Source organism: Methylocaldum sp. GT1TLB, assembly GCF_051027445.1.
In the GTDB taxonomy this organism is placed as follows: domain Bacteria; phylum Pseudomonadota; class Gammaproteobacteria; order Methylococcales; family Methylococcaceae; genus Methylocaldum.
Map to the genome: position 1 here is coordinate 4002948 of NZ_CP194898.1, position 16015 is coordinate 4018962.

General features: G+C 56.4%; 20 protein-coding genes. 12 read left to right on the forward strand and 8 right to left on the reverse strand.

Annotated features, from left to right (window positions below; all coding sequences use genetic code 11):
- Positions 1 to 3 precede the first annotated feature (3 nt).
- On the forward strand, positions 4 to 189 hold the full coding sequence (locus ACR2R1_RS17600) for a hypothetical protein (protein WP_086134007.1): 186 nt from the start codon (positions 4 to 6) through the stop codon (positions 187 to 189).
- A gap of 50 nt (positions 190 to 239) precedes the next feature.
- On the opposite strand, the gene ACR2R1_RS17605 is transcribed toward ACR2R1_RS17600, so the two are convergent.
- On the reverse strand, positions 240 to 1529 hold the full coding sequence (locus ACR2R1_RS17605) for a hemolysin family protein (protein WP_240502395.1): 1290 nt from the start codon (positions 1527 to 1529) through the stop codon (positions 240 to 242).
- A 54-nt stretch (positions 1530 to 1583) separates the two neighbouring features.
- Here ACR2R1_RS17605 and ACR2R1_RS17610 point away from each other — a divergent pair, with 54 nt between their 5' ends.
- The 4 genes from ACR2R1_RS17610 to ACR2R1_RS17625 are packed head-to-tail and all read left to right on the forward strand — an operon-like array spanning position 1584 to position 3637.
- Positions 1584 to 1838, forward strand: a complete 255-nt coding sequence (locus ACR2R1_RS17610) for a hypothetical protein (RefSeq protein ID WP_139841055.1) — start codon at positions 1584 to 1586, stop codon at positions 1836 to 1838.
- A gap of 33 nt (positions 1839 to 1871) precedes the next feature.
- Positions 1872 to 2378 (forward strand): Hsp20/alpha crystallin family protein, encoded by a 507-nt coding sequence (locus ACR2R1_RS17615; protein WP_086134008.1) that lies wholly within the window; start codon positions 1872 to 1874, stop codon positions 2376 to 2378.
- Between the two features lie 58 nt (positions 2379 to 2436).
- Positions 2437 to 3102, forward strand: a complete 666-nt coding sequence (locus ACR2R1_RS17620; RefSeq protein WP_077728663.1) for a DUF1614 domain-containing protein — start codon at positions 2437 to 2439, stop codon at positions 3100 to 3102.
- A 55-nt stretch (positions 3103 to 3157) separates the two neighbouring features.
- On the forward strand, positions 3158 to 3637 hold the full coding sequence (locus tag ACR2R1_RS17625; RefSeq protein WP_434111211.1) for a CDP-archaeol synthase: 480 nt from the start codon (positions 3158 to 3160) through the stop codon (positions 3635 to 3637).
- On the opposite strand, the gene ACR2R1_RS17630 is transcribed toward ACR2R1_RS17625, so the two are convergent.
- Both ACR2R1_RS17630 and ACR2R1_RS17635 read right to left on the reverse strand, forming a co-directional pair.
- Positions 3634 to 4686, reverse strand: coding sequence for a metallophosphoesterase (locus tag ACR2R1_RS17630; RefSeq protein WP_133718759.1), 1053 nt, complete (start codon positions 4684 to 4686; stop codon positions 3634 to 3636). The two genes, ACR2R1_RS17625 and ACR2R1_RS17630, sit on opposite strands and share 4 nt — an antisense overlap.
- A 5-nt stretch (positions 4687 to 4691) precedes the next feature.
- The gene (locus tag ACR2R1_RS17635; protein ID WP_077728665.1) at positions 4692 to 5000 is read right to left on the reverse strand and encodes a hypothetical protein; all 309 of its coding nucleotides are present in this window, start codon (positions 4998 to 5000) and stop codon (positions 4692 to 4694) included.
- Between the two features lie 154 nt (positions 5001 to 5154).
- Between ACR2R1_RS17635 and ACR2R1_RS17640 the strand changes: the two genes are divergently transcribed.
- Together ACR2R1_RS17640 and hflD are read left to right on the forward strand one after the other, a co-directional pair.
- Positions 5155 to 5511 (forward strand): nucleotide pyrophosphohydrolase, encoded by a 357-nt coding sequence (locus ACR2R1_RS17640; RefSeq protein WP_086134010.1) that lies wholly within the window; start codon positions 5155 to 5157, stop codon positions 5509 to 5511.
- Positions 5512 to 5562: 51 nt separating this feature from the next.
- Positions 5563 to 6192, forward strand: a complete 630-nt coding sequence (hflD, locus tag ACR2R1_RS17645; RefSeq protein ID WP_156880572.1) for a high frequency lysogenization protein HflD — start codon at positions 5563 to 5565, stop codon at positions 6190 to 6192.
- Here hflD and ACR2R1_RS17650 read toward each other — a convergent pair.
- A complete protein-coding gene (locus tag ACR2R1_RS17650) occupies positions 6179 to 6556 on the reverse strand; it encodes a 4a-hydroxytetrahydrobiopterin dehydratase (protein ID WP_086134011.1) in 378 nt (125 codons plus the stop codon). The genes hflD and ACR2R1_RS17650 overlap by 14 nt on opposite strands.
- A gap of 217 nt (positions 6557 to 6773) precedes the next feature.
- On the opposite strand from ACR2R1_RS17650, the gene ACR2R1_RS17655 reads away from it, so the two are divergent.
- The 3 genes from ACR2R1_RS17655 to ACR2R1_RS17665 all read left to right on the forward strand — a co-directional run bounded on the left by ACR2R1_RS17655 (position 6774) and on the right by ACR2R1_RS17665 (position 9799).
- On the forward strand, positions 6774 to 7745 hold the full coding sequence (locus ACR2R1_RS17655) for an L-threonine 3-dehydrogenase (RefSeq protein ID WP_347257290.1): 972 nt from the start codon (positions 6774 to 6776) through the stop codon (positions 7743 to 7745).
- A 117-nt stretch (positions 7746 to 7862) separates the two neighbouring features.
- Positions 7863 to 9101, forward strand: coding sequence for an aminotransferase class I/II-fold pyridoxal phosphate-dependent enzyme (locus ACR2R1_RS17660; RefSeq protein WP_434111215.1), 1239 nt, complete (start codon positions 7863 to 7865; stop codon positions 9099 to 9101).
- A 335-nt stretch (positions 9102 to 9436) separates the two neighbouring features.
- Positions 9437 to 9799: an HPF/RaiA family ribosome-associated protein gene (locus ACR2R1_RS17665; RefSeq protein WP_077728670.1), complete on the forward strand. Its 363-nt coding sequence runs from the start codon at positions 9437 to 9439 to the stop codon at positions 9797 to 9799.
- Positions 9800 to 9955: 156 nt separating this feature from the next.
- Here ACR2R1_RS17665 and ACR2R1_RS17670 read toward each other — a convergent pair whose 3' ends face one another.
- From ACR2R1_RS17670 to ACR2R1_RS17680, 3 genes are all read right to left on the reverse strand, one after another.
- Positions 9956 to 11776 carry an adenosylcobalamin-dependent ribonucleoside-diphosphate reductase gene (locus ACR2R1_RS17670; RefSeq protein ID WP_077728671.1) on the reverse strand — a complete coding sequence of 607 codons (1821 nt, stop codon included), beginning with the start codon at positions 11774 to 11776 and terminating at the stop codon, positions 9956 to 9958.
- 109 nt (positions 11777 to 11885) lie between these two features.
- Positions 11886 to 12335 (reverse strand): RDD family protein, encoded by a 450-nt coding sequence (locus ACR2R1_RS17675; RefSeq protein WP_240502397.1) that lies wholly within the window; start codon positions 12333 to 12335, stop codon positions 11886 to 11888.
- A 232-nt stretch (positions 12336 to 12567) separates the two neighbouring features.
- Positions 12568 to 12801, reverse strand: coding sequence for a hypothetical protein (locus ACR2R1_RS17680; protein ID WP_077728672.1), 234 nt, complete (start codon positions 12799 to 12801; stop codon positions 12568 to 12570).
- A gap of 145 nt (positions 12802 to 12946) precedes the next feature.
- Here ACR2R1_RS17680 and ACR2R1_RS17685 point away from each other — a divergent pair, with 145 nt between their 5' ends.
- Together ACR2R1_RS17685 and ACR2R1_RS17690 are read left to right on the forward strand one after the other, a co-directional pair.
- A complete protein-coding gene (locus tag ACR2R1_RS17685; protein WP_168175340.1) occupies positions 12947 to 14542 on the forward strand; it encodes a GGDEF domain-containing protein in 1596 nt (531 codons plus the stop codon).
- A gap of 231 nt (positions 14543 to 14773) precedes the next feature.
- Complete coding sequence (locus ACR2R1_RS17690; RefSeq protein WP_347257294.1) at positions 14774 to 15172, forward strand: hypothetical protein; 399 nt, start codon at positions 14774 to 14776, stop codon at positions 15170 to 15172.
- A 187-nt stretch (positions 15173 to 15359) separates the two neighbouring features.
- Here the strand turns inward: ACR2R1_RS17690 and ACR2R1_RS17695 are convergent, their stop codons facing one another.
- A complete protein-coding gene (locus tag ACR2R1_RS17695; protein ID WP_434111218.1) occupies positions 15360 to 16001 on the reverse strand; it encodes a hypothetical protein in 642 nt (213 codons plus the stop codon).
- Positions 16002 to 16015 lie beyond the last annotated feature (14 nt).

Below are 16015 nucleotides of genomic sequence, written 5' to 3' on the forward strand. Positions count from 1 at the left end.
TCCATGGGCGATGTCGTTAATTTCCGGCGGCCGAAGGCCTCGGAAAAGCACGCCGGCAAGACATTGTGCCGGAGCGGTTTTCACAAATGGATAGTGGTGCGGGAAAAGCCCTTTGACGTCAAGCAGGGCAAGCTGATTACCGTTTATCGGTGCGAACGCTGCGGCACCACGAAGAACGAGTCACGCTGATCAAGCCAAGTTTAGGGCTACGTCGAGTTTCTCCGTCGTCTCAAGCCTTGTTAGCCGAAATCGATCGGCGAAACCAACAACTTGTCCACTCGATTCTTGTCCATGTCGACCACTTCGAAACGAAGGTGATTCCATTCGAAATGATCGGCCGCGCGCGGAACGTGACCGAGCTGCAGCATGACGAAGCCGCCTATCGTATGGAAATTGCCCGTGGCCTCGTCGGGTAGTTCCTCCAAGTCGAAGATCTGCTTGAATTTCGCGGTGCTCAGCATTCCGTCCAAAAGCCAGGAACCGTCGTTTCGCTGAATGGCTTCCGGTTCTTCTTCCCCTTCAGCCATAGGAATGTCGCCCACGATGGCTTCCATCACATCCTTGAGCGTGACCAGTCCGGCGACTTCGCCGTATTCGTCCACGACTAAAGCCATGGGCGTTTTCGAGCGCTTGAACTCCTCCAACAGTTGCATGGGATTGAGGGATTTCGGCACGTAGCGTGGCGTTTTGATCAGTCGGCCCAGGTCGATGGAATCGCCGAGGAGGGCTTTGGTCAGCAGATCCTTGGCCTGGACGAATCCTATGACGTTGTCGAGCCCGTCTTTGCAGACGGGGATTCTCGAATAGGGGCTGTCGATGATCTTTCGGCGGTTTTCCTCGAATGAATCCTTGATGTCCAGGTAATAGATATCCATCCGAGGCGTCATGATCGCCCCGACGCGAAGCACATCCAGGCGCAGGACGTTCGAAACCATCTCCTGTTCGGATTTATCGAACACGCCGGCTGCGGTGCCCTGATCGATCATGATCCTGATTTCCTTTTCGGTGATCAGCGGCTCCTCGGGCTGTCGCGCTCTAAACAGCCGCAGAATGAAGTCGGTCGATAGGCTCAGAATCTTGACCAGAGGATACGCCACCAGCGAAATGAAATTCATCGGCCGGGCGATAACCATGGCGATTTTCTCCGGCTTTTGCAGCGCTAGCCGCTTCGGAACCAGCTCGCCGATGATCAGAGAAAAGTAAGTAATCCCGATGACCACCACGGCCAGCGATAGACCGCGGCTGTAAGGCGCAATTTCCGGAAACTGTTCGAGATATTCGGCTAGTTCGCCGGAAATGGCGGCTTCACCGAAAGCGCCCATGAGAATCCCGATCAAGGTGATGCCGACCTGAATCGTGGAAAGGAAATGAGAAGGTTCGTTGGCTAACTGGAGGGCGGCTTTAGCGCCGAAATGGCCTTCTTGGGCGGACTGTTGCAGGCGGATTTTCCGGGCGGAGACTATGGCCATTTCCGACATGGCGAATACGCCATTCAACAGAAAAAGAAAGACCAATATGAGAATTTCCATCAAAAGATAGCGGTTGTTTATCCGGTAAGCTAGAGTAGCGAATAAGAAAGGGCGATGCAAAAATGGTGTTTTGAAGCGCCGACAGTTGAAGAAGGGGAAAAGAAAACCGAAGGAGACATCTTGCGAACCCCACGCCATGTTGCCGATACGGCTTTCTCTTGCAACACTTTGACATGGGTTGTTGTCGAATGTTGCACGACCTATGGAAGGCAGCAGCTCGTCGCAAAGCCGTTGAAAAATGTCGTTAACGGTCTTATTTCAGAAACCGGCATGTCCGGCTTTGTTCTCTCTAGCGTGCCTGATATGTGAATCCAAGTTTGCGTTTATAAAGGAGGAAATGCTATGACCGACAAGCGAGAGAGTCAGACCAAAAAGTCCACCGGCAAAGAAGTGACGCAGCCGCAAGCGGGGCAATTCCTAAGCCCCTTGGACGAGCTCGAGCAATGGTTCGACGAGGTGCGGCGCAACTGGATGCAACCGTTCTTTTTTGGACGGGGCTGGCCGGAAAGAGAGTCCGTCTTCGGCGGGCGCGTGCCTAGAGTGGATGTGATCGACCGCGAACCGGAGTTGCTGGTCCGTGCGGAGTTGCCGGGGGTCAGCAAGGAAAACCTCGATGTCTCGCTGCAGGACAATACACTCAGCATTCGGGCCACGACCCGACGCGAGGAAGAGGAGGAAAAAGGCCAGTTCTACCGGCGCGAGCTGAGTCGGGGCGAATTTCAGCGGACCATCCGCCTGCCTTGCCCGGTGGAAGGGGATAAGGTCAAGGCGAATTTCAAAGATGGCGTGCTCGAGTTGACCATTCCCAAGGTGGCCACCTCCAAGCGTAAAAGCATTAAAGTCGAATAACCCATGAGGGGCCGTGGGACATGCCCCACGGCCTTTTTTATGGGCTGGACCAGCGCTGATGCGATCACCGTTTTCACCTCTCTACTTTTTGTTCTTTTTGGGCTTGCTGCTGTGGATTATCTTCAGTATCAAGCTGGGGCTGATTACCCTAACTTTCCAGAAACTCGGTTTGAATCCGGAATCGGCGCTGACGCTGTTGATTACCTCCTTGCTCGGCAGCGCCATCAATCTGCCTTTGTTTACGCTGCGGGTATCCGCCGCGCCACCGCCGATTGAAAGAATAGGATACGGCTTGCTGCGCCGGCCGCCGGTGCCTTTTACCGGCCGCACTCAAGTCGCGGTAAACGTGGGCGGCTGTTTGGTGCCGGTGCTGTTCTCGCTGTACCTGGTCAACAGCTACAGTGTTCCGCCTTTGCAAATTATTGCGGCTACGGCTTTTGTCGCTTCGGTCAGCTACTTCATGAGCCGGCCCATTCCGGGCGTCGGCATCGGCATGCCGGTCTTGGTCGCTCCGCTCGCGGCGGCTCTGGCCGCCATTTTCCTGGGAGAGGAATATCGGGCTCCTCTCGCCTATATCTCGGGATCGTTGGGGGTCTTGATCGGTGCCGATCTCTTGCGCCTGAAGGATATTCGCCGAATGGCGGCTCCGATTGCATCCATCGGAGGCGCCGGCACTTTCGACGGCATTTTCATAACCGGCCTGGTGGCAGTGCTCTTGAGCTGAAGCGGCGACATTCTCGAATTGCGGTACCGGTTTTGGGCGGCCGATTACGGTGACAATGCTGACTCTTAAACTTCTATTCCTGCTAATGGCCGCTAACGGCGTTCCCATACTGATCAACAAGGGACTGGGCGAGCGTTTGGCATGGCCTATAGACGGCGGCGCGCATTTCGTCGACCGGCGGCCGCTGTTTGGCTCGTCCAAGACCTGGAGAGGGTTCATTGCTGCGATTCCGGTTACCGGACTGGCCGCCGCGGGGGTAGGATTTCCCTTCGAGCTGGGTCTTTGCATCGGCGCCACGGCGATGCTGGGCGATCTCTTTTCCAGCTTCATCAAGAGGCGTCTTGGTGTTCCGGCCAGTGGCATGGCATTAGGACTGGATCAAATTCCGGAGTCTTTGTTCCCTTTACTTGCCGTGCGTGTCGAGCTGGGTTTGGAGCTTATCCATGTGGCCGGTCTCGTCGCCGGCTTTACATTCATGGAACTCGTGGTCTCGCGTATCCTTTTCCAGCTCCGGATACGCGAGCAGCCCTACTAGGTCGAGCGCAACTGATGCAGGGTTATCTCGGGCGGGCAGTTCAAACGCACATCCACGATGCTGACACCGCTGCCGGCTGATGTGTAACCCTGCAAGGAGTGGTAACGCCATGGTCCGTTGCAGAACGCTCTAGGGGCGTTTGCGTTGAGAATGATGGGAATGCCTCCGGGCAGGCAAATCTGGCCGCCGTGCGTGTGGCCGCTCAGCATCACGTCGAAATTGGCATAGGCCGCGTGCCGATACATCTCCGGCGAGTGCGAAAGCAGAATGGAAACCGACTCCTGTGGAATTTGATCGGTGGCTTTCTCGATGTTGTCGGCGCGGTAGTAGTGAGGGTCGTCGATGCCGGCGAGATAGATGGTCGCATCGCCGCGAGTTAGGGCGATAGACTCGTTCAACAGCATGTGGATTCCCAGGTTTTCCAGCCCAGGCGACATGCGGATGGTGTCATGATTGCCCAGGACGCCGTAGACCGGCCCCTTCAGAAACGGACGAACCTTTTGCATGGCCGTCAGCGTCGGTTCGTACGGACCATAGGTTTGTGCACGAAAATCGCCGGTCAGAACGCAGATGTCGTAGCCATCGACCCGGTTTACGGCGTCGATGAGCGTGTCGGGAATATCCTCCGAGATGTCCAGATGAAGATCGGTAATGTGCAGCAGAGTAAAACCGTCGAACGCCCGCGGGAGCCGTTCGAGCTTGATCTCGTTATGACGGATTTGGATGGTTCGGGCATTTTCGCGGCCTCGGTTGTGCAGCCACAAGAGTCGCAGGATATGGCGCATCAAGCCATGAACGGAATACCAATTTTCGATATGGAATAAAGTGCGTCCCTGGCCGAACACGCGAGCCTCGAAATCATGCTCTATGCCCAGTCTTTGGTTGAGGTGGCAGCGCCCTACCCGCCTTTCCAACCTTCGATAGGTCTCTGAATCGATGGGCGGACAACGGAGGTGGCCGAGGGGAATGGATTCTGACGCGAGCGCCGCGTCTCCGGCCGCCTTCAGCGGCGGAAAGGGAAAGCGCTGGCCCGGTGGCGTGGGCTGCATTCGCGTCAAGGCATCACATGATTCAAAAGCTTGGCCAGCTTGCCCACCGCATCGTACACGACCGGAACGGCATCGCCTATGCGGGACGGCTCCTTGACGGCTCTTTCGACCCGAGCCGCCGCTTGGTTCATGGCCTGAACCGCCTGCTGGTAGACCGGTGACGAGCTGCTGATGGTGATATTGACAAGGTCGATTTTCTGCTGAAACAGTTGATCAAGCAGTTCGTCCACCTGATCGGCTTCGGGCAGCTTTTTTTCGCTCAGGGTTTCCAAGGCGCGAATCGTGCGTTGCAGGTTCTGAATAAGACTTTCCATTTTTTTTACACCTTCACGAGCGATTGTTTACAAACATTGAACGAAATCACACGGAGTTCGTCCAGAGCTTGTTGTATTCATTCTCTTGCCATGTTCGTGTTAACTATTTTCGCTTAATCCGCCTCAATAAAAAAATACGCTAACAGAGCTTTCCATGAACATTGCAGCGATACAACAGGCTCTACGAGAGTTTGCCCGTGACAGAGACTGGGACCAATTCCACAGTCCGAAAAATCTCGCGATTGCGCTTTCCGTGGAGGCGGCGGAACTGCTGGAGCGTTTTCAATGGCTTAAGGATGATGAATCGCATCGTCTGGCCGAAAATCCCGAAGATTATCGCGCAGTGCGGGAGGAGATCGCCGACGTTCTGATTTATCTGCTGCGGCTGGCCGACCTCATGAGTATCGATTTGGAGGAGGCCGTGCAGGAAAAGATGCGGAAGAACGCTGAAAAGTATCCTGTCGAATTGGCCAAGGGAAACGCGGTGAAATACAATCGGCGCGACCAATAATCCCTCGCGGAGAATGGGTCTGTCATTTTTCGCCATTCGTTGCAGTCTGTGATGACAAAAACTTTACGCAATCAAGTGATCGCTTTGGCCGGCCTGTCCCAGGCGGTTTACCTCGTGCAGCACATCGCCAAGCGGGGAACGGCCGATCGCGAGGACATGGCGGCCAGCATCGGCAGCGTGCTCAAGATCGACTCGGGGGACGTGGTGGATGTTTACGGCGGTCTCCACTGCGTTATGACGGGGCTCAGGCAAATCGAAAAACAGTTGGGCGGTCCCGATGTCGTGGATCCGGAGCAGGCGCGCTACGCCTCGACGCTTATTTTTCTCGAGCGCAAGCTGATGAAGCAGCCCCGCATGCTCGAGGCCATTCGTGCAGGCATGGAAAAAGCCGCCGCCATTGCCGAAGAGCGGGGTGTTCTGGATGAGGAAGTGCTCGCAACGCTTGCCGAAACCTATCATCAGACCGTCAGCCAACTGAAGCCGCGGGTGATGGTGGCGGGCGAGCAGATGTATCTGTCCGATCCGGAGAATGGCAACAGAATCCGTGCGCTCTTGCTGGCCGGTATCCGCTCGGTGGTGCTGTGGCGAAAGTGCGGCGGCAGCCGATGGAAACTGCTGTTCCTTCGTCCGAAGCTGCAAAAGGAAGCGCAGCAGTTGCTCGAGTCGCTCAGTCGTACTTGAGATACCTGAAGCGCGGATCGTCCGGTGTGCCTTCCAGGATGCCGCCGGTTTCCGCGCCAGGCTGCCATTGCACGACCTCCTCGATCTTTTTCGCCAGAGCGAAATCCTTGTCCGTTACGCCTTTTGCCGTGTGAGTCATCAGCTTGACGATGACGAACGCATAAGACACGGTCAGATCGGGATGATGCCAGGCGGCCTCCGCGAGATGTCCGACCGTATTCACCACCATCAGGGTGGCTTTCCAGCTGTGGGTTCGGAATTTTCGGCGTATCCAGCCGTTTTCGTAATACCAATGCGGAAGCTCCTGCTTCAGGCGCTCTTCGATTTCTTCCTGGGAATAGGCCTTTTCTTCTTTTTTGGTCATGGTGAATACCTCCGGGCACGAGTGCTGACCAGTGACCCAGCTTGTGGTTCCCGAAACCTATTGTCAAGGCTCATACGGGTTCTGAGCAGTAGCATCAGCGCCGTCATCCCCGTTGCATTGACCCGGTCATCGGCGAGATTTAACCTTGGCCTATCGATCTCTCGGAAACCGCTGGCTTTCTGCTGATCCGGAGCTCCGCGAGGGGAAGGAGAATACGATGGGTACACAAGGTCGAATTTTGGTGACCGGCGCGCTCGGCCAAATCGGTTCGGAGCTGATTCCGGCGTTGCGGACCCGATACGGAGACGGCCTCGTGGTGGCGGCCGATATTCGCATGCCCCCCGCCGGCGCGGGCGAAAGCGATAGCCTGTTCGAGCATCTCGACTGTACCCAGTTGCGCCAGATTCAGGACGTGGTGCGCCGTTACCGGATCGAGACCATTTATCATCTGGCGGCACTTCTTTCCGCCGTAGCCGAAGATCGGCCTCAGGTGGCCTGGAACGTCAATATGGGCGGTTTGTATCGTATGCTGGAAGTCGCCCGCCAGTACCGATGCGCCGTATTCTTTCCGAGTTCGATCGGCGCTTTCGGACCGACCACGCCGCGCGAAGACACGCCTCAAGACACCATCCAGCGTCCGACGACGATTTACGGCATCACCAAGCTTACCGGCGAATTGCTCTGCGACTACTATTTTCGCCGGTTCGGCGTCGATACCCGAGGCCTGCGCCTGCCGGGGATCATTTCCTATCGGACTCCGCCCGGCGGCGGAACCACCGATTACGCGGTGGAAATCTTCTACCAAGCGATCCGCTATCGTCATTACACCTGTTTTCTCCGGGCCGACACGCGTCTCGACATGATGTACATGCCCGATGCCGTTCGAGCCATGATGATGCTGATGGAAGCCGACGCCGCCGGGCTGAAACACCGCAATGCATTCAATGTGACCGCCATGAGTTTTACCCCTGGCGAATTGGCTGCCGAGATTCGGAAACATATTCCGGAATTTGCGATCGACTATGAGGTGGACCCGGTGCGTCAGGCGATTGCCGACTCCTGGCCCCAATCCCTGGACGACAGCGCGGCACGGACGGAGTGGGGCTGGACGCCACATTACGACATAACGCGTATGACGAGCGACATGCTCGAAAAGATTCGCGCAAAATTGCAGGGTGTATCTGCATAGGGACGGCAGCGGACTGCCTGAACGGATTGGAAAAGCTCCATGGAGCCCGGCTATCCCGGCTTTGATTCGCGTCCGATTGCCGTTTCCGGAATCAATTATTGAGCGACGAGGTGAACTATGGCCATGGACCGAATGGAGGCTTTGTTGAAGCAAGAGCTGGCGCAGCTGGACCGGTCCGGCGTGCGCAAGAGCCGGGAAACGATCATTACCGGCGTTCTGCCGCCGAGGGACGGGCACGGCATCCGTTATCTGCTGAAAGGAGAGGGAGACCGTCCGTTTCTCCGCATGAACTCCAACGGCTATCTTGGGCTCGCGCATCACGCGGACGTGATGAGGGCGGAGGAGGAAGGCGTCCGGAATTACGGTGCGGGTCCCGGAGCCGTGCGCTTCATCAGCGGCACCTACGAGCCGCATGTGCGGCTGGAACAGCGTCTGGCCGAGTTCCACGGCCGCCAGGCGGCAATGCTGTTCAGCTCGGCTTACGCGGCGGTGATGGGCGTTTTGCCGACCCTGATAGGCCTCGAGACTGCGGTGATTAGCGACGAGTTGAACCACAACTGCATCATCAATGCGATCCGTCTGGCCCGGCCGAAGGAGAAGTTCGTTTACGAGCATTTGAACCTCGATCAGGCCGAGACGTTTTTACGGCAGGCGGCCGAGTCGTGCCGGCGGGGAATCATCGTGACCGACGGCATCTTCAGCATGCGCGGCGATCATGCCCCCCTAAAGGAGCTGCTCGCGCTGGCCGAGGCCTATGATGAAAAATTTGCCGAAGGGGTGTTCGTCGTCGTTGACGACTCCCATGGCGTCGGCGCTTTCGGGCAAACCGGCCGAGGCACCGAGGAGTATGCGGAGTGCGGGCCGGCGGATATTTTGATCGGTACCTTGGGAAAGGCTTTCGGCGTCAACGGGGGGTATGTCGTCGGCAGTTCGCTGCTGGTCGATTTTTTGCGCGAAAAAGCCCCGCTCTACATCTATTCGAACCCGATCACGCCGGGCGAAGCGGCCGCCGGCGCGAGAGCCGTGGAAATCGTGAGCGGTTCCGAGGGGCAGCAGCGGCTCGCGCGGCTGCGGGACTTGACGGCCAAGTTCCGGCAAGGTCTAACGGATTCGGGATTCGAGACGCTTCCCGGCGCGCATCCGATCGTCCCTTTGATGCTCAGGGATACCGAAAGGACCCGAAGCATGGTCCTTCATCTGCGCGAGCGGGGCATTCTGGCGACCGGGATCGTTTATCCGGTAGTGCCCCGCGGCGACGAAGAAATCCGGTTTCAGGTTTCCGCGGATCATACCGAGGCGGACCTAGACGAGGTCTTGGCGGCGCTACGCGAGTTCAGGCGAACGAACGCCTCGTAATCGAACACCGGTTCCCGTGGCAAATCGGCCGGCAACCGTTTTCGAGCGCACGAGTCTTATGAATAAGCTTTCGCGTGAATATGCGGCGGGGCGCAAGTCGACAGGGCGACTTCGGGTTGTATATCATGTGCCCGGAGCGGCACGGAAATAAGGGGCTGAGCGCATATTCGGCCCCATCGACCCAAGCCTTACAGGGTCACAACACAACAACCAATGGACCGAACCACCAAGCAGAAGCCGGAAATTTGGACGAGCCGGACAGCATGCGCTGGACCAGGGCTTCGGTGGAGACTTTTTGAACTACTTACAGACTTGACACTTAATGGGAAAGACCTATGCAAGTACCACTAGAGATTACGTTTCGAGGCATTCCTCATTCCGACGCCGTTGAAACCCGCATTCGGGAGAAAGCCGCAAAACTGGAGCAATTCTGTGATCACATCATCAGCTGTAGAGTCGCCGTCGAGGCGGAGCATCATCATCAGCACCAGGGTAATCTCTATAAAGTCAGAATCGATTTGAGCGTTCCTCAGAAGCAGATCGTGGTCAGCCGCGACCATCACGACAAGCAGGCACATGAGGATGTGTACGTCGCGTTACGCGACGCGTTCGATGCCGCAAAGCGTCAGCTCGAGGAGCACGTCCGCATGCAGCGTGGCGAAATCAAGAACCATAAAATTTCGTCCACCGCCCTCTAATCGTTTAACCACACGACGGTCCGGGGCGTAACGAGATTTAATTGCTTCTTACGCCCCGCCGGTGTCCCGGTTCCCGCCAAAACCCCTTTCTCAGTTCCGCGCCTGTTTTATATCCGAGTGTCGTGACAGAGCGACATGTGCCGGCGGCGTCACGGGCTAATCGTTCTGTTCGCAGCAGATAGCGGAATCCGTCATGGGCTCCGTCGGGCTGATTACGACTCCGGTAATGGGATTGGGCCGATAAGTGGTACAACCCTTTAGTCCCATGTCGTAGGCCTGGCGGTACAGTGACTCCATATCGGAGAAAGGAAAGTTCTCGGGCAGGTAGACCGTTTTCGAAATGGCGTTGTCCACCGAACGTTGGATTGCGACCTGCATACGTAAATGTGCGAGCGGCGACAATTCGAAGGTGGTGACAAAAGCCGGCGGCAGCGTGTGCTTCGAACATTCGAGCTTCCACAACCGGACCGCATAGTTTTCGATGTCGTAGTTCTGAAGACCTTCGGGAGTTAGGACGCGTCGTTGATAGCGCTCGGCAAATGCCGGTTCGAGCCCGTTGGACACGTTGTTCGCGAGCAGACTAATGGAGCCGGTGGGCGCGACCGCCAGCAGATGGCTGTTCCGAATGCCGTGTCCGGAAATGCCTTTTCTGATGGTGCGCGGCAAGGCCCGAACAAATGGACTCTGTAGGTATTTGTCGCGATCCAAACAGGGGAAAGAACCCTTTTCGCTCGCCAGTTCGATCGACGTCCGATATGCCGCGAGACACACGGTTCGCATGATTTTGTCGGCAAGCTGACACGCCTGTTCGTCGTCGTAGCGCACACCCAACATTATCAGGGCGTCCGCCAGCCCGGTAATTCCCAGACCGATACGCCGTTTATCGAGCGCTTCATTCCGCTGTTGCGGCAAGGGAAACCGGCTGACATTGATGACGTTGTCCAGCATGCGCACAGCCACGGCGGTAATCCGTTCGATGCCCGCGAAATCCAGAGCGGCGTGATCCTCGAACGGCCGCGATACGAAGCGGGTGAGATTGATGGAGCCCAAATCACAAGCGCCGTAAGGGGGCAAGGGGATTTCGCCGCAAGGATTGGTGGCCGATATGTGTTCGCAATACCAAAGATTGTTTTCCCGATTGATGCGGTCGATGAACAGAACGCCCGGTTCGGCATGTTCATAGGTGGACCGCATGATGGCATTCCACAGGTCGCGGGCTCTGATCACTCGAACGATGCGGCAGGGAACAGGGGTGTCGGTATGGGACCAGCGTCTCAGAACGATCTGTCCTGTACCGGCAGGGGTTCCCTCGGGATTGACGGGAAATACCAGCGGCCAATCCCGATCATGCTTCAGCGCGTCCATGAAATCATCCGTGATCAGTACGGAAAGATTGAAGTTCCGTAGCTCGCCGAGGGTTCGTTTGGCACCGACAAAGGTTTCGATGTCCGGATGATCGCAGCGCAATGTACCCATCATGGCACCACGTCGGGCACCGGTCGAAAGAATCGTGGCGCACATGCTGTCCCAAATGCGCATAAAAGATACCGGGCCGGAGGCGACGCCACCGCATCGGTGGGCGGGGATGCCGGACGGGCGCAGGGTGGAAAAGTCGTAACCGATGCCGCCTCCTTGCTGCATGGTGAGCGCCGCTTCCTTGAGCGCCGAGAAGATGCCTTCCATGGAATCTTCAATAGTGCCCATTACGAAACAGTTGAACAGCGTGACATCGTGTCGGCTGCCGGCTCCGGCCAGAATTCGCCCGCCCGGCAAGAACCGGAAGTCTTCCAAGGCTTCAAAAAAAACGCGTTCCCAATGGGCGGAATTTTCGGGCTCCGCGCTGGCCAGGGCTCGCGCTACACGCCGCCAGGTATCCCTTACGCCAAAGTCGCGGCTCGCTTCGTCCGTGAGACGGTATTTCCAATTCCAGACCTCCCGTGACACGGGGTTTTCGAATACATCGGCGCGGTCCTGCATGAGACATCTCCGCTGCGTTTTGCGAGATCGTTGTGCCGGGATGAGCGGCGGGGGCAAGCTGGATGCCCGATTTCGCCGCGACATCCGACATTGTTCTTGCCTTAGACGCTTAATTCATCCCTGTTTTCTCTGAAGGCTCTAAATCTTGCCAAACGATTTTGCTCCGGGACGCGAGATCGTGCCAGCTACGGCCTTGCGAATCGAACAAAACCCAGAGATAGCCGAGGCCTAGGCAGCCGAAGGATATCAAGCCGCAGAAGAAGCGAATCGAAGCCTGGCCCCAGGAGATGGAAGTGTCGGCTGTCGTGCACAGGCGAATTTTCCAGGAACGCATTCCGAGAGTTTGTCCGCCATGGGTCCAGAACCACCCGACAAACGCGAAGCTGACCGTCAATAGATATGCGCTATACAGCCCGTGGTTCGGTTGAAAGGCTTCTCCGTGATGAAGCGGCAGCAGGAGGACCGTTGCGGCGAAGAGTACCGCAACCAGCACGACCATGTCGTAAACGAGCGCCGCCAGGCGGCGCAGCAAGCCGGGTGAGTTGTGCTTCGGAGTCACAAAGGCGACTCAATCGGAGTCTTCGACGCGCGTCCCCGCCTTATGCGGAGTTCGTCGCAGCGGATGAAACATCAACTGCGGCGCTCGAAACATTTGGCTTGTGCATGGTTTTTGCATTAATCATTAACGAGCGGTTTTTCCGGAAGTTGGTACTAAATCACATTATCTCGCGCCGTCCGCATGTAAGCTGAACGTCGAACAGTTTCGACCGGCGAGATAGCAGGATGACCGTTCAGTGAACGCTTGGTTTATCGTCGTTACTCAACGACAAGAGTCTCTGAGTTTCGTTAGCCGCCGATTTGGCGCCAAAGAACATCGAGAGGTAGACCAGTAGCGCGACTAGCAGCATGGACAGGGTGATCGGTGGGCGTACCAGGGGCAAGAACAGCAGAACCAAAAAGTTCGCGATGAGAGCGCTGGTATGAATCGGGCAAGCAAGGAATACGTCGAGTCTGGGTTTAAACATGTATCTCCTCTTCCAAAATCTTTTGCAATCATGGATTCGTAGAGATGCAGAATCGTACATCCCCTTCGAGCTGGATCGCCATTCCGGTGGCAATCCGGGAATCCTTGAAGTCGGGCAGCCGGCAGCGAATAGTAGCATAAAGGCTATGCAGGCCGCGGCGTTGTTGCAAAAGGGGATAATCGAACTGATCGTCAAGCGGTTTTCCTTCTACGCCTTGTTGACGATATGCTGGATATTGATCGCCGCTGCGGGATTGGCGTTCGCCGTTTTTCTCGACATTCAGCGGGAAACCCAGCGGTTTTCCGAGACGTCCGCCCTGATTCAAACGCAATTGGTTTCGCAAACGCGCCGCTATGTTGATGCGACACATGGACTGGCGGCATTCCTCAAGACCGAGGAGCCCATAAATCAGGAGAAGATCACTACCTACGCGCGCCTGATCTCGGACCAGGATGCCGGCATCTACTTCATGGGCACCGTTCCGAAGTTCGACAAGGAGACTTTGGAAGAATTCGTTGCCTTAAGGCTTCATGAGGGTGTCGCTTCTTCGGTACATCTTTTTTCCGATCGTAGGAATCGCCTGATTCGAGTTGCGGCTGTGGGCAAACCGTTCTTGTATGCTCCGAATTCCATTGCGCCGGACGCCGATGAGACGCGACCCTTGTCGGAGACCGATGTCGATTTGGTATCGGTACTCGGAAACGCCTTTCAGCGCGCTCTGAGGTCCGGAGAAATTGCCGCCAGTCGCTCGTTCCTGCTCAATAACGGCGATTGGGGTTATGCGCTCGTGGAGCCGGTAAGTTTAACAGGCGGCGTAAGTTTCGCCGTAGTGATATGCAGGGTGAAGGCTCTTTTCCATCTCCCTTCCGATTCCGTTGCGTTGGCGCTCACCCTGTTCGAGTCGGTGCACGCTGGAGCAAATCCGGGTGACAAGTTGATTCATAAGCAGGCTTCGCCGGCAACGCCCCTCGAATCCAGCTTGTTTCCCAAGCTGCTTTTTCGCAGCTCTTTCGGAGAGCCGGAGAAACACTTATCTCTCGAAATCGAACAACAATTGGGGTGGGCGAATCTTGATTGGAACCGGCTGAACCTGATTTTTGTGGGATCCTTGGCATGTCTCCTCATGTTTTTCAGTGTTGCCAGAATCTATGACCGCTATGAAAAACGTAAACTCGAGGAGGGCAACAGGCTATTTTTGTTGGCCAATTTCGATCCGTTGACCGGACTGCCCAATCGTCAGTTATTCATGGATCGGTTGGATCAATCGCTGGCCGAAGCTCACCGGTCGAGGCGGAAGGTGGCAGTGCTTTACCTCGATTTGGACGGATTTAAACAGGTCAACGACTATTACGGGCATCAGACCGGGGACAAGGTCTTGCAACGCGCCGCCCGCATTTTTCAGCATTCCGTTCGGGAAACGGATACCGTAGGCCGATTGGGAGGAGACGAATTCGTAGTGCTTCTGCAGAATATCGGAGACCGTTCCGGTGCGGAATCCGTGGCCAGGAAAATCAAGAAAGCGTTTTTCCAACCGTCCGTGGACGTCAATGGAACCAATAAGTTGATGCCGGTCTTAGGCGCTAGCGTGGGCATCGCCGTCTATCCTGAAGACGGCTCGACCACCGCCGAATTGCTGAGGGCAGCCGATCAAGCCATGTATCGGGACAAGGCCGTCGGCAAGAGCCAACAGAGTCCCACCCTTGTACTCAAATCTCTGGATTGTCATCCGGCGTCGTGGTGACGATCACTGCTTTTCCAACGCATCCCGTCACAAGTACTTCCGGAGCGGCGCATTGAGCTCGTTTGCGTCCGGCTCCGGCGTTTTTTGGGGTCCATTCAGCTATCGCGATTTATACCGGCGACTTCGTTTCAGAACCGCGCAGGGATAGGCGGGTCCTAATCATTATGAGCGGAAATCCTCCGATTACTGCTTCAAAGCATTGAATATTCATTGTGGATACGGAGGTCTGTCATGAAAACATCAATCATCATCACCGTGCTCGCACTGCTGGGTTCATCCTGGGCAGCGGCTGAGCAACAGCGAGTTCCGGGAACTCCCAACCCGGATGAAGCGACTGAAAGATCCCTGGACATTACCAACCAGCCGGCCGAGCCGCCGGCCCAGCGCCCGTCCGGCCAGCAGATCGAAAAGGACATACCGGCGACCAAGCATCAGGTCGAGGTCGAACGGGAAATCAAGAGCGAGCGTTTCAAAAAGCTGGACGAGAACCGCGACGGCCTGATTTCCGAAAGCGAAGGTCGCTCCGACAGCAAGTTAATGGAGCGTTGGCGCGAAATGGACAGGAATCAGGATGGCCAATTGGATCCGGATGAGTTTTCGAAGTTCGAGCAGAACGAACCAGTCGAATAGCCGGCTACGTAAATGCGGACTGGCGCATTGTCATTTCCACCTCGAAGACGCTATTGCCGATTCCTCCGGGGGCGCCGCAACTATCCCTGCCGCTTTCAACGGCTCACGGCTGCTCAGAAGGTGATCTTTCCTCGGGTCGCATCGGGTGTCGCTTTCGGCGGCACCCTCATTTCAAGTGGAGCATTGGCTATCCCGTCTTGCCAGGCATAGTCTTACGGAGATAGGCGAACGGTTTTGCCGATAGCGTGAATGGCCGAAGCGGCCGGGCCATTGCGGTAAAGCCGAGCGTCTTCAAGATTTCATGTGGGTCGCCTTGTGGAGTTTGAAGCAAGGCTTGATCGAGTCCGTGTATCGCTAAATAGCATGGATCGTCCGGGACGGACCCCAGGCTTAGCGGATTCAAGGTTCGTAGGGCAGGGCCGACCTTGGTCGGTACGCAACCGACAGCAAAACTGTTACGAGGTTCCGATTCAACCAGATCGCGGCTGCCGAGGGCATGATAGTCACCGCGGCCCATCAGCGGTTGACCGGGATATTCGGCATTTGAACAGCAAGACCAGCCGTCCTCCACCGTAAGAATGCAGAAGACCATAATGATCGGCTTTTCACATTCCGAAACGGCCTTTATCACCGGCTCCCCCTGTTCGAATGTCCTTTGTCTGACGATGCAGCGGTCGGTTTCCGTGAAGGAAAAATGCGAGTCAACGTCAAAGGATGTCGGGTACTTTGCACCGAACGAGATGCTCGACGGAACGGCCGGCTTAGCGGCGACGACGCCCGACAAAATCGAAACCGCTGCGGCGGCAGCGGCAATGCTGAGGGTTTTCATAGGGTTCTTCCTTG

Bases quoted from the DNA above. Each gene is read 5' to 3' on its own strand.
- ACR2R1_RS17600 (WP_086134007.1), top strand. From the start codon at position 4: ATGGGCGATGTCGTTAATTTCCGGCGGCCGAAGGCCTCGGAAAAGCAC.
- ACR2R1_RS17605 (WP_240502395.1), bottom strand. From the start codon at position 1,529: ATGGAAATTCTCATATTGGTCTTTCTTTTTCTGTTGAATGGCGTATTC.
- ACR2R1_RS17610 (WP_139841055.1), top strand. From the start codon at position 1,584: ATGCAAAAATGGTGTTTTGAAGCGCCGACAGTTGAAGAAGGGGAAAAG.
- ACR2R1_RS17615 (WP_086134008.1), top strand. From the start codon at position 1,872: ATGACCGACAAGCGAGAGAGTCAGACCAAAAAGTCCACCGGCAAAGAA.
- ACR2R1_RS17620 (WP_077728663.1), top strand. From the start codon at position 2,437: ATGCGATCACCGTTTTCACCTCTCTACTTTTTGTTCTTTTTGGGCTTG.
- ACR2R1_RS17625 (WP_434111211.1), top strand. From the start codon at position 3,158: ATGCTGACTCTTAAACTTCTATTCCTGCTAATGGCCGCTAACGGCGTT.
- ACR2R1_RS17630 (WP_133718759.1), bottom strand. From the start codon at position 4,686: ATGCAGCCCACGCCACCGGGCCAGCGCTTTCCCTTTCCGCCGCTGAAG.
- ACR2R1_RS17635 (WP_077728665.1), bottom strand. From the start codon at position 5,000: ATGGAAAGTCTTATTCAGAACCTGCAACGCACGATTCGCGCCTTGGAA.
- ACR2R1_RS17640 (WP_086134010.1), top strand. From the start codon at position 5,155: ATGAACATTGCAGCGATACAACAGGCTCTACGAGAGTTTGCCCGTGAC.
- hflD (WP_156880572.1), top strand. From the start codon at position 5,563: ATGACAAAAACTTTACGCAATCAAGTGATCGCTTTGGCCGGCCTGTCC.
- ACR2R1_RS17650 (WP_086134011.1), bottom strand. From the start codon at position 6,556: ATGACCAAAAAAGAAGAAAAGGCCTATTCCCAGGAAGAAATCGAAGAG.
- ACR2R1_RS17655 (WP_347257290.1), top strand. From the start codon at position 6,774: ATGGGTACACAAGGTCGAATTTTGGTGACCGGCGCGCTCGGCCAAATC.
- ACR2R1_RS17660 (WP_434111215.1), top strand. From the start codon at position 7,863: ATGGCCATGGACCGAATGGAGGCTTTGTTGAAGCAAGAGCTGGCGCAG.
- ACR2R1_RS17665 (WP_077728670.1), top strand. From the start codon at position 9,437: ATGCAAGTACCACTAGAGATTACGTTTCGAGGCATTCCTCATTCCGAC.
- ACR2R1_RS17670 (WP_077728671.1), bottom strand. From the start codon at position 11,776: ATGCAGGACCGCGCCGATGTATTCGAAAACCCCGTGTCACGGGAGGTC.
- ACR2R1_RS17680 (WP_077728672.1), bottom strand. From the start codon at position 12,801: ATGTTTAAACCCAGACTCGACGTATTCCTTGCTTGCCCGATTCATACC.
- ACR2R1_RS17685 (WP_168175340.1), top strand. From the start codon at position 12,947: ATGCAGGCCGCGGCGTTGTTGCAAAAGGGGATAATCGAACTGATCGTC.
- ACR2R1_RS17690 (WP_347257294.1), top strand. From the start codon at position 14,774: ATGAAAACATCAATCATCATCACCGTGCTCGCACTGCTGGGTTCATCC.
- ACR2R1_RS17695 (WP_434111218.1), bottom strand. From the start codon at position 16,001: ATGAAAACCCTCAGCATTGCCGCTGCCGCCGCAGCGGTTTCGATTTTG.